General features: G+C 69.2%; 15 protein-coding genes and 2 riboswitches. Of the genes, 10 read left to right on the forward strand and 5 right to left on the reverse strand.

Annotated features, from left to right (window positions below; all coding sequences use genetic code 11):
- Window positions 1–78 precede the first annotated feature (78 nt).
- A complete protein-coding gene (locus AC0Z9V_RS11500) occupies window positions 79–1,539 on the reverse strand; it encodes an APC family permease (protein ID WP_485141588.1) in 1,461 nt (486 codons plus the stop codon).
- 192 nt (window positions 1,540–1,731) lie between these two features.
- On the opposite strand from AC0Z9V_RS11500, the gene AC0Z9V_RS11505 reads away from it, so the two are divergent.
- From AC0Z9V_RS11505 to AC0Z9V_RS11535, 7 genes are all read left to right on the forward strand, one after another.
- Window positions 1,732–3,258, forward strand: a complete 1,527-nt coding sequence (locus AC0Z9V_RS11505; RefSeq protein WP_485141589.1) for an APC family permease — start codon at window positions 1,732–1,734, stop codon at window positions 3,256–3,258.
- A complete protein-coding gene (locus tag AC0Z9V_RS11510) occupies window positions 3,255–3,560 on the forward strand; it encodes a helix-turn-helix domain-containing protein (protein ID WP_133082817.1) in 306 nt (101 codons plus the stop codon). Before AC0Z9V_RS11505 ends, AC0Z9V_RS11510 begins: the two co-directional genes overlap by 4 nt.
- A 47-nt stretch (window positions 3,561–3,607) precedes the next feature.
- Window positions 3,608–3,706, forward strand: a riboswitch (SAM riboswitch).
- A gap of 105 nt (window positions 3,707–3,811) precedes the next feature.
- Window positions 3,812–5,461: an ABC transporter substrate-binding protein gene (locus AC0Z9V_RS11515; protein WP_485141590.1), complete on the forward strand. Its 1,650-nt coding sequence runs from the start codon at window positions 3,812–3,814 to the stop codon at window positions 5,459–5,461.
- Window positions 5,458–6,459: an ABC transporter permease gene (locus tag AC0Z9V_RS11520; protein ID WP_133082819.1), complete on the forward strand. Its 1,002-nt coding sequence runs from the start codon at window positions 5,458–5,460 to the stop codon at window positions 6,457–6,459. The genes AC0Z9V_RS11515 and AC0Z9V_RS11520 overlap by 4 nt, the downstream gene beginning before the upstream one ends.
- A complete protein-coding gene (locus AC0Z9V_RS11525; protein ID WP_485141591.1) occupies window positions 6,456–7,355 on the forward strand; it encodes an ABC transporter permease in 900 nt (299 codons plus the stop codon). Before AC0Z9V_RS11520 ends, AC0Z9V_RS11525 begins: the two co-directional genes overlap by 4 nt.
- Window positions 7,356–7,357: 2 nt before the next feature.
- The gene (locus AC0Z9V_RS11530) at window positions 7,358–9,253 is read left to right on the forward strand and encodes a dipeptide ABC transporter ATP-binding protein (RefSeq protein ID WP_485141592.1); all 1,896 of its coding nucleotides are present in this window, start codon (window positions 7,358–7,360) and stop codon (window positions 9,251–9,253) included.
- The gene (locus tag AC0Z9V_RS11535) at window positions 9,250–10,473 is read left to right on the forward strand and encodes an acyl-CoA dehydrogenase family protein (RefSeq protein ID WP_485141593.1); all 1,224 of its coding nucleotides are present in this window, start codon (window positions 9,250–9,252) and stop codon (window positions 10,471–10,473) included. The genes AC0Z9V_RS11530 and AC0Z9V_RS11535 overlap by 4 nt, the downstream gene beginning before the upstream one ends.
- Window positions 10,474–10,530: 57 nt before the next feature.
- Here AC0Z9V_RS11535 and AC0Z9V_RS11540 read toward each other — a convergent pair whose 3' ends face one another.
- The gene (locus tag AC0Z9V_RS11540) at window positions 10,531–11,325 is read right to left on the reverse strand and encodes a carbon-nitrogen hydrolase family protein (RefSeq protein ID WP_485141594.1); all 795 of its coding nucleotides are present in this window, start codon (window positions 11,323–11,325) and stop codon (window positions 10,531–10,533) included.
- A 31-nt stretch (window positions 11,326–11,356) separates the two neighbouring features.
- Between AC0Z9V_RS11540 and AC0Z9V_RS11545 the strand changes: the two genes are divergently transcribed.
- Complete coding sequence (locus AC0Z9V_RS11545) at window positions 11,357–12,004, forward strand: GntR family transcriptional regulator (RefSeq protein ID WP_133082827.1); 648 nt, start codon at window positions 11,357–11,359, stop codon at window positions 12,002–12,004.
- A 49-nt stretch (window positions 12,005–12,053) separates the two neighbouring features.
- On the opposite strand, the gene AC0Z9V_RS11550 is transcribed toward AC0Z9V_RS11545, so the two are convergent.
- On the reverse strand, window positions 12,054–13,412 hold the full coding sequence (locus AC0Z9V_RS11550; protein ID WP_485141595.1) for an MFS transporter: 1,359 nt from the start codon (window positions 13,410–13,412) through the stop codon (window positions 12,054–12,056).
- Between the two features lie 135 nt (window positions 13,413–13,547).
- On the opposite strand from AC0Z9V_RS11550, the gene AC0Z9V_RS11555 reads away from it, so the two are divergent.
- Window positions 13,548–14,231, forward strand: coding sequence for a DUF2848 domain-containing protein (locus tag AC0Z9V_RS11555; RefSeq protein ID WP_208739225.1), 684 nt, complete (start codon window positions 13,548–13,550; stop codon window positions 14,229–14,231).
- A gap of 253 nt (window positions 14,232–14,484) precedes the next feature.
- Complete coding sequence (locus tag AC0Z9V_RS11560) at window positions 14,485–16,578, forward strand: DUF222 domain-containing protein (protein WP_485141596.1); 2,094 nt, start codon at window positions 14,485–14,487, stop codon at window positions 16,576–16,578.
- A gap of 162 nt (window positions 16,579–16,740) precedes the next feature.
- Here AC0Z9V_RS11560 and AC0Z9V_RS11565 read toward each other — a convergent pair whose 3' ends face one another.
- Entirely contained in the window at window positions 16,741–17,394 is a 654-nt protein-coding gene (locus AC0Z9V_RS11565; protein ID WP_133082833.1) for an SDR family oxidoreductase, read from the reverse strand.
- A 191-nt stretch (window positions 17,395–17,585) separates the two neighbouring features.
- A complete protein-coding gene (locus AC0Z9V_RS11570; protein WP_485141597.1) occupies window positions 17,586–18,974 on the reverse strand; it encodes an LLM class flavin-dependent oxidoreductase in 1,389 nt (462 codons plus the stop codon).
- A 35-nt stretch (window positions 18,975–19,009) separates the two neighbouring features.
- Window positions 19,010–19,123: riboswitch (SAM riboswitch) on the reverse strand.
- Window positions 19,124–19,278 lie beyond the last annotated feature (155 nt).

A 19,278-nucleotide genomic window follows, 5' to 3' on the forward strand; every position in this document is an offset into this window, starting at 1 on the left:
CCTTACGGTGGGATAACAGGAGGGTCGGTGGTGTGCGGGCTGCGCCGTGGCCGTGGCGGGTCGCGCCGTCGTCCGGTCCTAGCCGGCGATGGCGTCCGTGATGCGTGCGTAGGCGGCGCCGTCCTGGCGTTCGAGGTAGCGGCCGCGCAGCAGGCCGGCCGCCATGGTGAGCGGGATGGTGGCCATCAGGGCCAGGCTCAGGCCCCAACCGCCGCCCACGAGCATCGGGAAGTACGCGACGATCACGGCGCCTGCGGCGAGGAGGCCGACCAGGGCCAGGACCGGCGCGATCCGTGTCCGCCAGGGACCCCCGGTGAGCTCGGAGTGGCGGCCGAAGTAGGCCACGACCGCCAGGCATGTCTGGGCCATGAGCACCACGATCGCGAGGGTGGCGATGCCCGAGAGCCAGGTGAAGACCTGCAGCACGGGATCCATGCGCAGCAGGGCGAACGCCACGATGAGGACGGTGGCGGTGATCGTCTGCGCGAGCGACGACTTGTGGGGCGAGAGGTGGCGGGGGTGCACGTCGGCCAGGAGCTGGGGCATGGTGCCGGCGGCGGCCATCGAGTGCTGGTAGCGGGTGATGACGTTGTGGAAGGACAGCACGCAGGCGAACAGGCTCGTCAGGAGTAGCACGTTGATGGCGATGGCGCCCGCGCTGCCGAGGTAGTTGGCGGCGGTGACCACGATCATCGCTCCCGGATCCTCCGCTGCGGCCTGCACCACCTGGGACGGACCCCAGGCCATGACCAGGGCCCAGCCACCGAACGTGTAGAACAGGCCGATGAGGAGGACGGCGGCATAGGTGGCGCGCGGGATGGTCTTCTCGGGGTCCTTGGCCTCGTCGCGGAAGATCGCGGTGGCCTCGAAGCCGATGAATCCGGCGATCGCCATCATGAGGCCCACGCCCGGAGCGCCCGAGAAGATGTTGACCGGCGTGAAGGGAGCCGCGGAGAGGCCCTCCGCGCCGCCGGTGGCCATGACGACCGCTGCGAGCACCAGGACGATGCCGATCTCGGCGACCAGCAGGACACCGAGCACCTTCGAGCTCAGTTCGATGTGCCGGTAGCCGAGGACGCCGACGAACGCGATCATGGCGAGCGCGTAGAGCCACCACGGCAGCTCCGGCAGTCCGAGGTTGGTCAGTGCGAGGTTCAGGCTGAAGCCGAGGTAGCCGTACACCGCGACCTGGATGGTCGTGTAGGTGAGGAGGGCGAGGAACGCAGCTCCCAGACCCTGCTTCCTGCCGAGCCCGTAGCCCACGTAGGTGAAGAACGCCCCGGGCCTCGGTACCACCCGGCTCATCGCGCTCAGGCCCACGGAGAACAGGAGGAGGATGAGCCCTGCGACGGCGTACATGCTGGGATACCCCGGCCCGTTGCCCAGCAGGATTCCGAGCGGCGCGGCGCCGCCGATGACGGTCAGCGGCGATGCCGCCGCGACGACCATGAACACGATGGATCCGGCGCCCAGGGTGCCGGTGAGGCGCTGGGGGCCGACGGCGGATGCGGACGCCGTGCCTGTGGGGGAGATAGCCATGCAGCGATGCTTCCAACGGACCGTTTCCGCCCGATCATCGCCCGGTAAAAGCTGCCGTCGTTCCAAATGAGACTCCCGCACGGCGTGCCCGGAGCCCCACCTGCGACGTCGTCGCGCCTGCTGCGTCATACAGGCGTCGTGAAACATCAGGGCAACACGGCGCACCTACTGTTCGCGGGGGAAAGGCAGATCATGAAGCCACTGCAGGACGCCGTCGCCAGCCCTCCTCGCGTGACGGGACTGGCGGACATCTCTCCGCTCCACGGCCTGGCCCGGCGGAGCCTCGGCCCCGTGGATGCCCTCGCGCAGTCGGTCTCCGCGATGGCACCGGTTGCCGCGGCCGTGACCATGCCCGCGATGGTCACCGCCGCCGCAGGCCGCCACGCGGTTACGTCGATCCTCTGCGCGACGGTCCTGGTCCTGCTGATCGGCTACACGCTCGGCCAGTACGCGCGGCGCATGGGAGCTGCCGGCTCGCTGTACAGCTACGTGGCCCAGGCCCTGGGCAGCACGGGCACGTGGCGACCCCTGGTCGCCCTCGCGACGGGCTGCTCGCTGATCATCGGTTACGCCTGCGTCGCGATGTTCGCGCTGATCGGCTTCGCGCTGCACGCCTCGGACCTCATCGCGTCGTTCGGCCGGCCGCAATTCGCCGATCCGGTGATGGCGGGCGTCATCCTCACGGTCGGCGGGACCTGCACGTGGCTGCTCATCCGGGGTCTCCGCCTGTCCTCCCTCGCCATGCTCATGGCCGAAGGAGCGGCGCTCCTGGTCCTCGTGGTGCCGATCGTCCTCGTGTTCCTCGCGGTCCCACGCGAGGCCCTGCCCGACGTCGACGTCCGGGCCGCCGTGCCGGACCCGGGCTTCAGCGGCCTGGCGACGGGCGCCGTCCTGGCCCTGATGGCCTTCGTGGGCTTCGAGAGCGCCACCGTCCTGGGCGCCGAGACGCGCAGGCCGCTGCGGAACATTCCCCGAGTGCTGCTCTGGAGTGCCGCCGGCGGGGGTGTGCTGTACGTCGTGGCAGCCCTGGCCCAACGGGTCCTGCTGCAATCCGTGCCCCCGCTGGACGACGACGGGTCGCAGGTCTTCGGTCCCGCGATGCGGGCTGCGGGCCTCCCGTGGCTGGTCCCCCTGCTCGACGCCGGCGCCGCGCTGTCCTTCTTCGCGTGCACGCTCGCGTGCGCCACCGCACTGGCCCGGGTGCTGCTGACCATGGGCCGGGAGGATGTCCTACCCGCCTGGCTCGGGCACGCCCACCTCCGGTTCCGGACGCCCGTCCATGCCGTCCTGGCTGCCATGCCCGTGGTTACGGTCGTTCCGGCGACGCTGATCCTGCTCGGCCTCGGAACGGGCGAGGCGATGAACAAGCTCCTCGGCACCGCAGCCACCGCCTACGTCACCGCCTATCTGCTGGCGTGCTGTGCAGTGCCGGTCTTCCTGCGGCGCATCGGCGAGCTGACCCTCCGGCCGGCGCTCGCGGCCGGGATCACTTCGGTGGCACTCGCGGGTGCCCTCGTCGCCTATCGGATCACCCTCGCGGGTGCGGGCCGGAGTGCGAGCGGCTGGATCTTCTGCATCCTGCTGGCCACCGCGCTGCTCTGGTTCCTGTGGCACCGCCGTCACCGGTCGGCCGACCCCGTCCTCGGGCTCTACGACGTGCCCACGCAGGACGCCGTGCTCGGAGGTGGTCGGAACACTGCCGCGGGCGATGCCCCATGACCACGGACCGGCCCGACGACGTCGGCCTGCGGGCCCGCCAGCCCAAAGCGGTGCGGAGCGCCCTCGCTGTGCTCGAGGAGGTTGCGCGGTGCGGACCCGGGGTCACCGGGCTGGAGGTGAGCCGCAACCTCGGGCTGCCGAAGGCGACCACCTACCGGCTCCTGAACCTGCTGGTCGAGGACGAGTACCTGGTGCGGCTGCCGGACCTCAGCGGCTTCGCGCTCGGCCGCAAGGTGGAACTCCTGGTGCAGCTGTCGGGCGTCGGGGGAAGCCGTCCCGGAGCACCGCGTGACCGAATATGACGGGCACCACTGGCGCCCCCGCCCTCCGGTGCGCTTAGCTGTAGCCATAACCATCCCGAGCGGCCGAGAGACCTGGATCGACGACGCCGCAGCAACCCTCCCCGTGTAGCAACGGGGAACGGTGCTACTGCCAGGACCGATGGAGAAGCTACACGCTTTCGTTGGTCTGCCCTTCCGTGCTCCGGCACGCCCGGGGCGACTGCTGGCTGACCTGTATCACCCTCCATCGGGCGATGATTCAGGAGCCACGCGTGAGAACAGCAAGCCCCAGCACTCCCCGTCCACCCCGCACCCTCGCCCTGCTCGCCGTCGCGGCGGGCCTGGTGCTCACCACGAGCGGCTGCGGAGGATCAGCAGCCGCGAGCGAGGACGACACCTTCGTCTTCGCCACCGGCAAGGACATCTCCTGCCTCGACCCCCACGTCAACGGGGACATGCCGCAGGCGTCCATCGCGGCGAACTACCTCGACTCCCTCGTGTCCCAGGACAGCGAAGGGGCCATCCACCCGTGGCTCGCCACGGACTGGTCCGTGTCCGACGACGGCCTCACCTACACCTTCACGGTGCGCGACGACGTCTGGTTCACCGACGGGACCAAGCTCACCGCGGAGGCGGTCAAGGCCAACCTCGACCACATGATCGACCCCGACACGCAGTCCGGCACGGCCGGCGGCTACCTCAAGCCCTACGTGGGCACCGAGGTCGTGGACGAGACCACCGCCGTCGTCACCCTCAACCGCCCCTACGCCGCGTTCCTCGAGGTGCTCGCCCAGCCGTTCCTCGGCATCGAATCGCCCGAGGCGCTCAAACGGCCGCAGGCCGAGAACTGCAACGCACCCGTGGGTACCGGGCCATACAAGATCGTCGACTACGTGCCGCAGTCCAAGGTCAGCCTGGTGCGCAACGAGGACTACAACTCCGCTCCGCCGTATGCGCAGCACGAGGGGCCGGCGCACATCGAGAAGATCGAGTGGCGCATCGTCCCCGAGGACTCCACCCGCTACGGCCTCCTGCGGGCGGGCCAGGTGGACGCCCTCGACCTCATGCCGTCGGTGCACTTCGGCGAGGCCGAGGCGGACCCGAACGTCGAACTGATCCTGCAGGACCGGCCCGGCAACCCGACCAACCTGATCCTCAACACCACCCGGGCACCGTTCGACGACGTGGACATCCGCAAGGCCTTCCTGCACAGCGCCTACGTCGATGCGGGCATCAACAGCGTGTACTTCGGCACCGTGACCCGGGCCGGCGGCCCGCTGAGCTCCACCACGGGCTTCTACTCCCCCGACTTCGAGCACGTCTACGACCCGGACCCCGACGAGGCGGCCCGCCTGCTCGATGAGGCGGGCTGGACCGAGCGCGACGACGAGGGCTACCGCGTGAAGGACGGCGAGCGCCTGACCGTGCACTTCCCCTACACGCCCGGCGCGTGGCCCACCGCGCACCAGGCGCTCGTCACGCAGATCCAGGCGACGGCGAAGAAGGCCGGCTTCGAGGTGCTGATCGAGAACGGCGACGGCGCGACCGTCAGCGAGCTCGGCAACAACTTCGCGTACGACCTCCGCGCCGACTACTGGAACACCAACACCGCGGACGTGCTGCGGATCGTCTTCTCCTCGGAGTACACCGAATCGGCGGGCTTCGTGCCGAACGGTTCGGGCTTCCGCAACCCCGAGCTCGACGGCATCCTCAACGACGCCCTGGCCACGGACGATCCCGCCGAGCGTGAGCGCCTCTACTACGAGGCGCAGCAGATCGTGAGCGACAACGCCCTCCAGCTGCCGCTCTACAACCAGGCCAGCCAGGTGGCGCTGCGGAGCGACCGCTACGGCAATCTCACCCTCGAACCGAGCCTGTCCCTCCCCTACCTCTACGACGTCACGGCGGTGGATTCAGAATGAGCACCTCTTCCCTCGATTCCCTCAGCGCAGCACCCCGCACGACGGCGACGGCCGGTACCGCCGGCAAGGTCATCGCGAAGCGTGCGGCCGGCAGCCTCTTCGTCCTCTGGGCGGCCGTGACCCTCACGTTCTTCGTCCTCCGCCTCACGCCCGGTGACCCGATCACCGCGATCCTCGGCGGGGCGGGATCCTCGCCGTCACCAGAAACGGTCGCCGCCGTGCGGGCAGAGTACGGGCTCGACCAGCCCGTCCTCGTCCAGTACCTCTCCTACCTCGGCAACCTCCTCACCGGCGATTTCGGGGTGTCCTACATCTTCAAGGTCCCCGTCCTGGAGATCATCGGCCCACAGATCCTGCCCACCCTGCAGCTGGCCGGGCTCGCCCTCGTGTTCGCCTGGGTGATCGCCCTGGCGTTCACCCTCCTGACGGTGGGCCGCGGGCGTGTGCTCGACGGCGCCGGGCGTGCTGTCGAGGTGTTCTTCGCCTCCCTCCCTCAGTTCTGGGTGGGCATCATGCTGGCCGTGGTCTTCGCGGTGACCCTCGGCTGGTTCCCGGTCGCGGGCAACGACGGCTTCCGGTCGCTCGTCCTGCCGGCGCTCTCGCTGGCGGTCCCGCTCGCCGGGTTCATCGCCCAGGTCACGCGGTCCTCCTTCGAGGACGCCCTCGCCCAGCCCTTCGTCCTGAGCGCCCGTGCCCGCGGCCTCAGCGACACCGCCGTCCGGATCACCCACGCCCTGCGCCACGCGATCCTCCCCGGCCTCACGCTCTCCGCCTGGGCCGTCGGCTCGCTCGTCAGCTCGGCCGTCGTCGCCGAGATCATCTTCGCCCGACCGGGCCTCGGCCGGTCCCTCGTGGACGCCATCGTGAACCGCGACCTGCCCATCACCCTCGCCGTGGTGTTTCTCATCGCCGCGGTCTACATCCTCGTGAACCTCGTGGTGGACGTCCTCTACCGCGTGGTCGACCCCCGCACGAACCCGAAGGGATCAGCAGCATGAGCCTCACCCTCGACCCCACCACGACGGCGGAGGGCGGCAGCGCAGCTCCCTCGTCACCGGCCCCTGCTCCCTCCCGTGCCGGACGCCTCGTCCGCAACACGCCCATCGGCGTCTGGATCGCCGCCGCGCTCCTCGCCTTCCTGGTGCTCGCTGCCATCGCGCCGTCGGTCTTCCTGCGGCAGGACCCCTTCGAGATCGACCCCGCCAACGCCTTCCAGTCACCCGATGGCCTCCATCTGTTCGGCACGGACCAGAACGGCCGTGATGTCTTCTCCCGCGTGATCGCGGGCACGGGCCAGTCCCTGCTGCTCGGCCTCGCCGCCACCGCCATCGGGCTGATCCTCGGCGGCGCCCTCGGCATCACCGCCGGTGTGTCCGGCAGGTGGCTGGACTCGGCGATCTGCCGTTTCGTCGAGATCCTGTTCGCCTTCCCGGGCCTGCTCCTCGCCCTGATCGTCATCGCGGTGTCCGGCACCGGCGTCGTCACCGCCGCCATCGCCGTCGGGGTCGGTTCGGCCCCTGGTTATGCAAGGATGCTCCGCACCCAGACCGTGCAGGTGGTCGCGGCCCCGTATGTGGAAACAGCCCTCGCGCTCGGCCGCTCGAAGTCGCACATCCTCTGGCACACGATCGTCCCCAACGTCGCACGGCCCCTCTTCGTGCTCGTGACGCTCGGGATCGGCCAGGCCATCGTCTGGGCCTCGTCGCTGAGTTTCCTCGGCCTCGGCGCCCAGCCGCCCGCCGCCGAGTGGGGCGCCATGCTCGCCGACGGACGCAACTACCTCCAGGTCGCCTGGTGGATCGCGGCCTTCCCCGGCATCTTCATCACCCTCGCCGCGCTGACCACCACCGTGGTGGGCCACCACCTGCAGCGCCGACTCGAAGCAGAGGTCTGACCATGACGAACACCACCGGAACCAACCCCGTGCAGCAGCCCCTGCTCGCCATCGACAACCTCAACGTCTCCTTCAGCACCCCGCGCGGCGTCGTCGACGTCGTCCGCGACGTCTCGCTGGCCCTCGCACCCGGCAAGGCGCTCGCCCTGGTGGGTGAATCCGGCTCCGGCAAGACCGTCACGGCCCGCACGCTCGTGGGCCTCAACGCCGCCAACGCCCGGGTGTCCGCCGGCCGCCTCGACGTCCTCGGCAACGACGCGACCCGCCTGTCGGAACGGCAGTGGCGGAGACTGCGCGGCAAGGACATCGGCTACGTGCTGCAGGACGCGCTCGTGTCCCTCGACCCCCTGCGCACCGTCGGCCAGGAGATCGACGAGGCCCTCCGCGCCCACGGTATCCGCGGCCGGGCGGAGCGGCAGGAGCGGGTGTACGCCGCCCTGCGCGACGCCGGGATCCCCGATCCCGAAGTCCGTGCACGGCAGCGCTCCGGCGAACTGTCCGGCGGCCTCCGCCAGCGTGCGCTGATCGCCCAGGCCACTGTGCTCGATCCGCAGCTCGTGATCGCCGACGAGCCCACCACGGCCCTCGACGCCACGGTGCAGGCCCAGATCCTCGAGCTGCTGGCCGGCCTGAAGGAGCAGGGCCGCGGGCTCATCTTCATCTCGCACGACCTCGCCGTCGTCAGCCACCTCGCCGACGAGATCGCCGTCATGCAGCACGGGCGCATCGTCGAATCCGGGCGGGCCGACGAGGTCCTCGGTAACCCGCGCCACGAGTACACGCGCCAGCTGATCGACGCCGTGCCCTCCGCGGCGGGCAAGGGCACCCGGCTCTCGGCCGTCCCGCGGGTCTCCGTGACCTCGCGGCCCACGCGGCTCTCGGCCTTCTCCGAGGACGCGCCGGCGCTGGCGGCCCGCAACCTCGTGAAGACCTACGCCTCCCCGGACGGCACGCGCCGCACGGTGGTCGACGACGTCTCCTTCACGCTCGCGGCAGGAAAGACGCTCGGCATCGTCGGCGAATCGGGATCGGGGAAGTCGACGACGGCGCGCATCGCACTCGGCCTCACCGAGCCCGACGCCGGGACGGTCACCCTCGGGGGGCTGCCCTGGGTAGGAGGTGCGGCGCCCGCCGCCGGGCGGTCCGAGGGCGAGCGATACGGGGCCGGGACCGGCACCTCGAGGACCGCGCTCACGGAGGCGGAATCCGCCGACCACGGTGGTTCCGGCCGCGGCCGCTCCGGCTTCCGCCGACGCGGCGCGACCGGCACCGGCGGTCCGACCGCCGTCACGGAGGATCTCCGCCGTCCGCACCGGCCCGACATCCAGCTCGTCAACCAGGATCCGCTGAGTTCCTTCGATCCCCGTTTCAGCGTCGGCCGGGTCATCACCGACGCCCTGGACGCCGGCTCCGTCGGCGCGCCGGGCGAGCGGCGGGACCGTGCAGCGGAACTCCTCGGTCAGGTGGGCCTGCCGCTCGACCTTCTCGAGCGGCGGCCGCTCACCCTCTCGGGCGGGCAGCGCCAGCGCGTCGCGATCGCCCGTGCCCTCGCGCTCCAGCCCCGTGTCCTGCTGCTCGACGAGCCCGTCTCAGCTCTCGACGTCTCGATCCAGGCGCAGGTCCTCGACCTCCTCGCGGACCTCCAGGAGCAGCTCGGGCTGAGCTATCTGTTCATCAGCCACGACCTCGGCGTCATCCACCACGTCAGCGACGACGTCCTGGTCCTCAAGGACGGCCGCGTGATCGAGTCGGGCAGTGCCGAGGCGATCTTCACCGCTCCGACCACGGGCTACACGCGGGCGCTGCTCGACGCCGTGCCGGACATGCCCGAGCGCCGGCCCGCCGTCGTCCCCGGTGCCACCCCGTCCGCACACAACCCGGCAGGAGCCGACCGATGACCGCCGAGACCGTCACCGCACCCGTCACCTACGGAGGGCTCGCACAACGTTTCCGTCCGCTGTTCGAGGAGATCGCCGCCGGCGCCGCCGAGCGCGAGGACGAGCGGATCCTGCTGCACCGCCAGGTGCGCCAGCTCGCCGATGCCGGCTTCACCGCGCTGCGCGTACCCGTCGAGCTCGGCGGTGGCGGCATCAGCGCCCCGCAGTTCTTCCGGCTGCTCATCGAGCTCGCCGCCGCGGAGTCCAATCTCGCGCAGGCCCTCCGGTCCCACATCGCGTTCGTCGAGGACCGGCTCTACGCGAACGACACCGTCTGGCTGCGTCGCGTCGCCGAAGGAGCGGTGCTGGGCAACGCGTGGACCGAGACGGGACCCGTCGCCGTCGGCGGTGTCAGCACCACCATCACGCGCGACGGCGACGACTACCGCGTGGACGGCACGAAGTACTACACGACAGGCAGCCTCTACGCCGACTGGATCCAGACGGGTGCGCGCACGGACGACGGCGTGGACGTGATCGCCCTCGTGCGGCGGGATGCGACCGGCGTCGAGGTGGTCGACGACTGGGACGGGTTCGGCCAGCGCCTGACCGCGAGCGGCACATCCGTGTTCCGGAACGTCCTCGTGCCGGCCGAGGACGTTCTCGTCGAGGCGGACCACCCGCCGTACGACACGGGGGTCTACCAGCTCATCCATGTCGCGACGCTCGCGGGAATCGCCCGCGCGGCCGTCCGGGACGTCGCTGCGGAGGTGCGCGGGAGGACCCGCACCTTCAGCCACGGGAACGGCACGAGACCCAGCGAGGACATCCAGGTGCAGCAGGTGGTCGGTGAGGTGTCGGCGCTCGCCTTCGCGTCGGAGGCTGCTGCACTCCGGGTGGCCGAGCTGGTGCAGGAGGCCTACGAGGCCCACCTCGACCTTTCGCGCGACGAGGCGGACGCCGCCGCAGTAGCGGTGGAATTCGCGTCCTCGCAGGCGCAGATCGTGGTGACCGAGCAGGTCCAGCGTGCCGCGTCGACGATCTTCAATGCTCTCGGCGCATCGTCGACCCGCAGGGGCCTCCAGCTCGACCGGCACTGGCGCAACGCCCGCACCATCTCGTCGCACAACCCCGTGATCTACAAGTCGCGCATCGTCGGCGACTGGGAGATCAACGGGACGGTGCCGGAGTTCGTGTGGCGGGCGGGCGACGCCCCGGGGACGACGTCGGCGGGCGCCTAGGGCGCACGACGGCGCCTGCCCGTCGGCAGGCGCCGCGACGCCCCGCGCGGTCTGGACCTAGAAGCGACGCGCGTTGGCGAGGACGGGCAGCTTGCCGCGGGCGTCGTCGACCTCCGCCGGGTCGATGTCGACGAACTCGAGTGCCGGCTCGGGGCCGAACTCCACGAGGACGCGGCCGAGCGGGGAGACCACGGCGCTGTGCCCCACTCCCGTCGGGGCCGTCCCGGTCAGCGGCACACCGCTGCTGGCGGGGTCGGCCTGGCCGCACGCCACCACGAAGGTGGTGCTGTCCAGGGCTCGTGCCCGGGCCAGCAGCGACCACTGGTCGACCTTGCCCTCCCCGGCTCCCCAGGAGGCGCACACGATGTTCACCCGGGCGCCTTCCGCCGCCGTCGCGGTGAACAGAGCGGGGAAGCGGATGTCGTAGCAGGTCGCGAGGCCCACCGTGACGTCGTCGAGCGTGAAGACCACCGGCCGGGTGCCCGGCTCCACACTCTCCGATTCCCGGTACCCGAAGGCGTCGAACAGGTGCACCTTGTCGTAGCTGGTGTCGACGCCGGGCCCGACGGCGAGCAGCGTGTTGCGGACACGTCCCTCGCTGCCGGGCGTGAACATCCCGGCGACCACCACGATCTTCAGGCGCTCGGCGATCGTCCGGACCTGCGACGCCCACGGCCCGTCCAGGGGCTCGACGACGGCGGAGAGGTCGTTGCCGAAGGCGCACATGGTCGCTTCGGGGAAGACCACGAGGTCGGCTCCGCCCTCCGCTGCCTCGCCGGCGAGTTGCTCGACGAGTGCGAGGTTCGCCACCGGATCGGATCCACTGGTCATCTGTGCGACGGCTACGCGCATGGGGAGCTCCTTTTCGTTGTATACCTAATGTATGGGAAGAACAGTCGGCGCAGCGGTCTCGGGTCGCGACAGGGCGTATTCGTACCTGCGGGAGAACGTCCTCACGGACGGATCGATGCAGGGCCGGTTCCTGAACGAGCAGGAGCTGGCGGAGCGGATCGGGGTCTCGCGCACCCCCGTCCGGGAGGCATTCCTCCTCCTGGTCGCCGATGGCCTCGTCGAGCTCATCCCGCAGCGCGGAGCCTACATCCCCATCGTGACGGCCCGACAGATCTCGGACCTGATGGACCTCCGCGGCGTCCTCGAGAGTCACGCCGCGCGGGTGACGATCGGGACCGGCTCCCCACCCGTCGCAGGCATGCAGGACATCCTCGGCCAGCAGGCCGCCCTTCCCGAACCGCTCACCGGCGCATCGGTGAAGGAGTTCATCCGGCTCGACGCCCTGTTCCATCAGCACCTCGTGGACGCCGTGGGGAACGAGCTCATGTCGCAGACCTACCGGAAGCTGCAGGTCCGCCAGGTCCTCGTCGGCGTCGAAGCTCTGATCAAGGTGGACGGCCGGCGCCGGCAGGTCTGCGACGAGCACCAGCGCATCATCGACGCCCTCGCGGAGGGGGACGCCGAGGCCGCCATCCACGACCACCTCGCCGTGACGCGCAACATCCTGCTGCGCACCTAGGACTGTCCGGGTGCGCCGCTCCGCGCGTCGGCGCGGAGCGGTACGCACGTCAGACCTTCGAGCCCTCGAGCAGCAGGCGGTACTCGTCGTCCTCGGTGGCGTGCGGATTGCGTCCGAGCGACAGGCCGATCAGCGTGACGATCCCCGCGACCGCGACGTAGACGGCGACCGGCACCCAGCTGTCGAAGTTGCTCAGCAGCACCGTGAACATCAGGGGTGCGATGGCGCCGCCGATCACGCCGGCGAAGGTGTAGGCGAGGGAGCTGCCCGTCGCGCGGAGGCGGGGCGAGAACTGCTCGACGATGAATGCCGCCTGCGGACCGTACATGAACGAGTGGCAGGCGAGACCCAGGACGATCCCGATGATGAGCAGCAGCTGGTTGTCGCCGTCCAGCAGCGCGAAGAACGTGAAGGTCCACAGCGCCCCGAGGATGGCTGCGATCCCGTACACCACGCGCCGGTTGATGCGGTCGGACACCGCGCCGGCCAGTGGGATTAGGAAGAGCTGGAAGCCCGAGCCGATGAGCACCGCGGTGAGCACCTCGTTGCGTTCGAATCCGAGCACCTGGATGCCGTAGGTAAGGGTGAACACGGTGAACAGCGCGTAGAGCACGTCCGGCCCCACCCGGGAGAGGATCGCTGCGATCAGTGGGCGGAGTTCGTTGGCGAAGACCTCCTTGATGGGCGCGGCAGGCCGTTCGCCGTGCGCCTCGATGGCCTTGAAGATCGGGGTGTCCTCCAGCCTCAACCGGATCCACAGGCCGAACCCGACGAGGAGTGCGGACGCGAGGAAGGCGATGCGCCAGCCGAAGTCGAGGAACTGCTCCTCCGAGAGCAGCACCGTCAGGAGTGCGAGGGCGCCATTGGCGAGCAGGTTGCCGGCCGGCGGACCGACCTGGGCGGCGGAGGCCCAGAAGCCGCGCTTCTTCGGATCCCCGTACTCACTGGACAGCAGCACCGCACCGCCCCATTCGCCGCCGACGCCGACGCCCTGCGCGAAGCGGAGGAGCACCAGGATGATCGGAGCTGCGATGCCGATGCTGGCATATCCCGGCAGGACGCCGATCAGGACCGTCGCTATGCCGATGATCATGAGGGTGATGACCAGGATCTTCTTGCGTCCGATCCTGTCGCCGAGCCGTCCGAAGACGATCCCGCCCACCGGCCGCGAGATGTAGCCGACGGCGTATGTGGAGAACGCGAGGATGGTTCCGGTCAGCGGATCGGAGGCCGGGAAGAAGATGATCGGGAAGACCACTGCTGCCGCTGCCGAGTAGACGGCGAAGTCGTACCACTCCAGGGCGGTGCCGGTGAGGCTGGCGGCGAAGGCCTTGTAGAGGCCGGGCGGACGAGGGGACGTACCGGCGTCGGGCGCGCCTGCGCCTGCCGATCCAGGACTGTGTGCCATCGAGATTCTCCAGACTAGAGGTGATGCCCGCCACACCGGCGATAGATGTATACATTACGCATACATGTTGTAGATTAGCGACCACTTCGGTTTCCGGAATGTAAAAGCTTGTTCGCCCCGACGGAAGGAACCACCATGACCACCCTCTCTTTCGAGCTGCCGGACGGCACCCTGCAGGACGTCGAGGTGACCCGGCTGCTCAATGCGGGCTATGCGGGACGCGAGCAGGACGAGGTGCAGGCGCACATCGCCGAACTGGCCGAGCTCGGCGTTCCGGGTCCGACGACGACGCCCGCGCTCTACCCCGTCTCCCCCTACCTGGCGCAGCAGACGCGGGAGGTGAGCGTGCAGCACGGCAAGACCTCCGGTGAAGCGGAGTGGGCCCTCGTCATCACCGACGACGGCGTCCTCCTCACCGTCGCATGCGACCACACCGACCGAGCCCTCGAAGTCCACGGCGTGGCCTGGAGCAAGAACGCGAGCCCGGACGTGCTGGGACGCACCGCGTGGCGGCTCGACGACGTCCGCGACCACCTCGACGACATCACCCTGCGTGCCTGGGTACGCACCGAGTCCGGCGAGGAGCTCATCCAGGACAGCTCGCTCGGTGCGCTGCTGTCACCCGACTACTGGCTCGAGGTCCTGGCGGACATGGGCTTGCGCGACTCAGGGACGGTCCTCATCTCGGGCACCGTCCCCATGATCCACGGGGTCGACCAGTTCGCCGCGGCCTGGCGCGTCGAGATGGCCGATCCGGTCACCGGCCTCACCATCGGCGTGGACTACGACGTCGTGCCGATGCCCGAGCCCATCGGCTAGGCCTCCCGGACGCAGCGGCGGCGCCCGGGCTCCGTTAGATTCGCCGGGCGGGGCTCGGGCGAGGCTCGGGCGGGGCTCGCCCGAGCCTCGGGCGGGGTTCGGGCGGGGCTCGGGCTCCGCCGGATTCGTCGGGTGCCGCATCTCCTCATGGGAGACGGAGCACCAAGATCTATGTGGATAACGCGGGTCGACTATTCCTCCACAATCGCTCCCAGCCACCATGAATAGTACGCACGTTCGATAAAATTGGGGTATGGCCATCGCCCCGATCGAGCACTTTGCGCGGACCCCCCGTCCGGCGGACTCGGCCTGCGCAGCGCTCACCGACTGGGCCCGTGACCTGGACCTACACGACCGGGTCTTGTCCGGGCCGGAAGCGCTGCAGGTCATCATCGACGTCGAGCACGCCTCACGGGTCGTGGACCATCTGCAGATCCTTGCCGCCCGCCTGGCAGGTGAACACTACGCCGCAGCCGTGGAGTTGGAATCCCACCCCTCCTCCCAGCCCTCGTCCGGGACAGCGTCCCTGCTGGCCCGGGCGGAACAGGCCGTCCGGATGGACGCCGACTCTCCCCGGTGGGCCGATACGGCCACCTCGGATTCCCGCTCCTTCGACACGACGTCGCCGGGTGACGCTTCGTCCGTGGCCGCTTCCGTCCGTGAAGCTTTGCCCACCACCGCGTCCTCCGGTGCAGCGTCGCTTTCCGGTGCAGCGCCGGTCGGCTCGAGGGGTGCCGGGTGGGCTGCGATCATGGACGGTGGGTTCCGCAATTGCGCGGACTTCCTGCGCGCGACCCTCGGGATCAGCCGCGCCGAAGCCCGACGCCGGCTCTGGCTGGCCGAGGTACTGCTTCCCGGGATCTCGCCGACCGGAGCGCCACTGCCACCCCGTCGGGAGATCGTGGGCGCCGCCACAGGTGCGTGCCTGGTCAGCGCCCGGGCCGCCACGATCGTGTGCCAGGCGCTGCAGCGGGTGGAATCGTTCGCAGCACCCCACCAGCTCGACGCGATGGAACACCACCTCACCCAGCAGGCCATCGAATCCGACGAAGACATCCTCCGGGTCCTGGCACGCCGCTGGGAGGACACGCTCGACCAGGACGGATCCGAACCCTCGGACAAGGTACTGCACGCACGCCAGGGCGTCTTCCTCAAAGGCCGACGCCACGGACTGCACGTGCTCGAGATCGGCGCCACGGAAGAACAATACGAACACCTCGCCACCGTCATGAACACTGCCACCAACCCGCGGGTGCTCCAGGGCCAGAGCGATGACGCAGGAGTCACCGGATCTACCGGTGCAGCGGACGGCACATGTGCCGGAGGCAGACCTGGCCCGAACGCCAGTCCAGACTCCGATCCTGGTGCCGATTCCGGCTCGGGTTCCGGCTCGGATCACGGCTCGGATCTTGGCTCCGGTTTGCACGGTCGTCACGACGGACCGACGAGGGCCCAGGCACTTCTCGATGGGCTCGTCACGGCTTGCAGGATTGCCCTCACCACCACGGGACTCCCCGCGACCGGCGGACACCGCCCCCAGGTCATGGTCACCATCGACTACAAAGACCTGATCGGCGACCTCCAGCACGTGAAGCGCCCCGGCCATGCCGGTGATCTAGGCCATGCCGGTGATCCAGGCTATGCCGCTGATTCAAGCCAGGCCGGTCACGCAGGTCATGCGGGTGAGATCAGTCAGGGCGGGCACGCAGGTCATGCGGGTCAGATCAGTCAGGGCGGGCACGCAGGTCATGCGGGTCAGATCAGTCAGGGCGGGCACACGGGTCATGCCGGTCAGATCAGTCAGGGCGGGCACACGGGTCATGCCGGTCAGATCAGTCAGGGCGGGCACACGGGTCATGCCGGTTATGGAGTGTTCAGCGAACAAGTCAGCGCCAGGACCATCAGGACATTGGCGTGCGATGCCGACCTCATCCCTCTCGTCCTGGGGAGCAGTGGCCAAGTCCTCGACATCGGACGAGCCCAACGGCTCTTTCCACCCCACCTTCGACGGGCACTGGTCGCCCGGGACAAGGGTTGCGCCTTCCCGGACTGCACCATTCCCGCCAGCTGGTGCGAAGCACACCACATCACGCCGTGGTCCCGTGGCGGAGGGACCAACATCAACAACGGCGTCCTGCTGTGCACCCGGCACCACCACGTCATCCACCAGGGCCTCTGGACCGTCGAACCGCGCAACGGCATCCCCTGGTTCCACGCCCCTGGCAACCCCGGCCGGGCGGGCACGCCCCGACAGAACACCTACCGGCAAGCCGGAAGAATTGTGCACGACAAGCGACCGGAACAGACGATCAGCTACACCCACACCGACCCGGACCCGCGGCGCTGAATCACCGGCCCAACACGGCGGCACTGACCCAGCAGTACTGGGCAGCGGTATTGAACCGCGTTATGGAACAGCGTTACTGAACAGCGTTATTGAACAGCACAGGGGCTACTATGCGGACGGCGCGCTTACCCCGCGGGCCGTCCGCATAGTGCCGGCACAGTCCTAGAGAGCAGCCTCGATGGCGTCCGCTATCGGCGTCTCGCCGCTGTTGAATTGGATGGTCTTGTCCACCGTGCCGAGGTTGCCGAGGACGACTGCGGCAACATGCGCAACGTCCTCACGCGGCACTGAGTCCTGTTGTGGCTTGTCCGAGACCTCGATCTTCCCTGTACCAGGATCAGTGGTGAGGGCACCGGGGCCGAGGATCGTCCAGGCGAGTTCAGAGTTGCGCAGGTGCTCGTCCGCAGCAGCCTTCGCCTCCGCATAGTGGAAGAACCCGTTGTCCTCGGGCACACCGTGATTCTTGCTCGCGCCGAGGTAGGACACCATGACGTACCGTCCGACCGAGGCTTCCTGTGCTGCATCCATCGAGCGGATCGCTGCATCCCGGTCCACGGCGTACGTGGCCTCGGGGCTGCTGCCACCGGCACCGGCAGACCACACGACGGCGTCGTGCCCGCGGAAGACGTCGGCCATCTGCGCCACCGACAGCTCGGACACGTCGGCCACCACGGGCGTGCCGCCCGCCTGCTCGACGTCGGAAGCATGGTCCTGGGTGCGGAAGATCGAACTGACCTGATGACCCTGGCCCGTGAGGATCTTCGTGAGGTGCAGCGCTACTTTTCCGTGCCCACCGATGATGGCTACGCGTGACATGGGAACTCCTTCTGGTCGTCGGATGTCTTGGTTCCGACGCTAGTCCCCGGTCGTGGGGGCTGGCCACCCATTCGAAGGTGTTCAGCCCCCAGCGCACGCCTATTCCCCGCTGCCGCCCGACATGCCGGGCAGATGCCGGGCCAGCTTCTACTCAGTCGAAGAACGAACCCGGAAGGCCAGTACGCGATGCGTCAGGGACGGACGGGCTGAAGGCGGAAGCTCGCGCCGCGGTGCTCCTCAGGCAACCGGTCGCCCTTGCCGAACAGCTTCTGGCGCAGCGTCCCCTCGGCATATTCCGTCGGATACGCTCCGCGCTTCTGCAGCTCCGGGACCACATACGTGATGACGTCCTCGAAGGATCCGGGTGTGATCGCGTATGCGAGGTTGAATCCGTCCACGTCGGTCTCCTCCACCCACGCCTGGAGCTCGTCCGCGACCTGCTTGCCCGACCCCACGATCCTCGGACCCAGTCCACCGATTCCCGCCCACTCGGCGATGTCCCGCACGGTCCACGGCGCGCCGTCGTCGTTCACCTTCTGGAAGGTGGCCACAGCGGAGTGGATGGCGTTCGACTTCACGGCGCCGAGCGGTTCGTCGGGGCCGTAGACGGACAGGTCCACACCGAACCAGCCGGAGACGAGCACGAGCGCTCCCTCGTAGCTGACGTACTTCTGGTATTCGGCGTGCTTCGCCTGGGCCTTCTCCTCCGTCTCGTCCGTGATCACGGTGAGCAGCGTGTAGATCCGCACCGAGTAGCGGTCGCGACCCTCGGCCTCGACGGCGTCGCGGATCTTCTTCACCACGTCCTTCAGGATCTCCTTGGTCGGTGCACCCACGAAGACCGCCTCGGCGTTGCCTGCCGCGAAGGCGATCCCTCGCGAGGACGCTCCGGCTTGGAAGATGACGGGGGTGCGCTGCGGCGAGGGCTCGCTGAGGTGGATGCCCGGGACGGTGAAGTAGGTGCCGTCGTGGTTGATGTCGTGCACCTTGGCCGGGTCCGTGAACACACCGGTTTCGCGGTCACGCACGACGGCGTCGTCCTCCCAGGATCCCTCGAGCAGCTTGTAGAGGACCTCGAGGTATTCATCCGCGTGGTTGTAGCGCTCGTCGTGCTCGAGCTGGTCCTCGTTGCCCATGTTGCGCGCGGCGGAGGGCAGATAACCGGTCACCACGTTCCAGCCGACCCTGCCGTTGGTGAGGTGGTCCAGCGTGGAGAGCCTGCGCGCGAACGGATACGGGTGCTCGTAGGCGGTGCCGGCGGTGACGCCGAACCCGAGGTGTTCGGTGACGAGTGCCATGGCGGACACGAGCAGGAACGGATCGTTGACCGGGGTCTGCGTACCCTGCCGCAGGGTCGCTTCGTTGGATCCGCCGTAGACGTCGTAGGTGCCGAGGACGTCGGCGATGAAGATGCCGTCGAACAGGCCCTTCTCCAGCGTCTTCGCCAGATCGGCCCAGTAGCGCAGGTCCTTGTAGCGCCACGACTGGTCCTCCGGATGGCGCCAGAGACCGGGTGACTGGTGGCCCACGCAGTTCATGTCGAAGGCGTTGAAGCGGATACGGCGCGGTGATGCGGGCATGGGAGGTCCTCACGTCGGGGCACTGCCGTGGGGAAGCGCCATACTTGCCCGGCTGGTGCAGCCCGGGCCGAATCCTCACCTGGGGCACCCCACTACAGCGAGAGGGTTGCCGTCCAACAAACCAGGGTTTTGCGTTGGAACTCTTGATTCTGCTGACGAGCGTAGAGGCCCGCCTGCATCACCGTCCAGACGCACCTGTCACAGAGCGTCACGATCAGCATGCCTTTCCTGGCGCACGGTGGAACCCGGCGTCGGAACCGTGCGCCGTCGTTTCGTCAGGGTGGGCCTCGCACAGCTGTCCCCG

The sequence above is a fragment of the Arthrobacter sp. UYP4 genome (assembly GCF_057291175.1).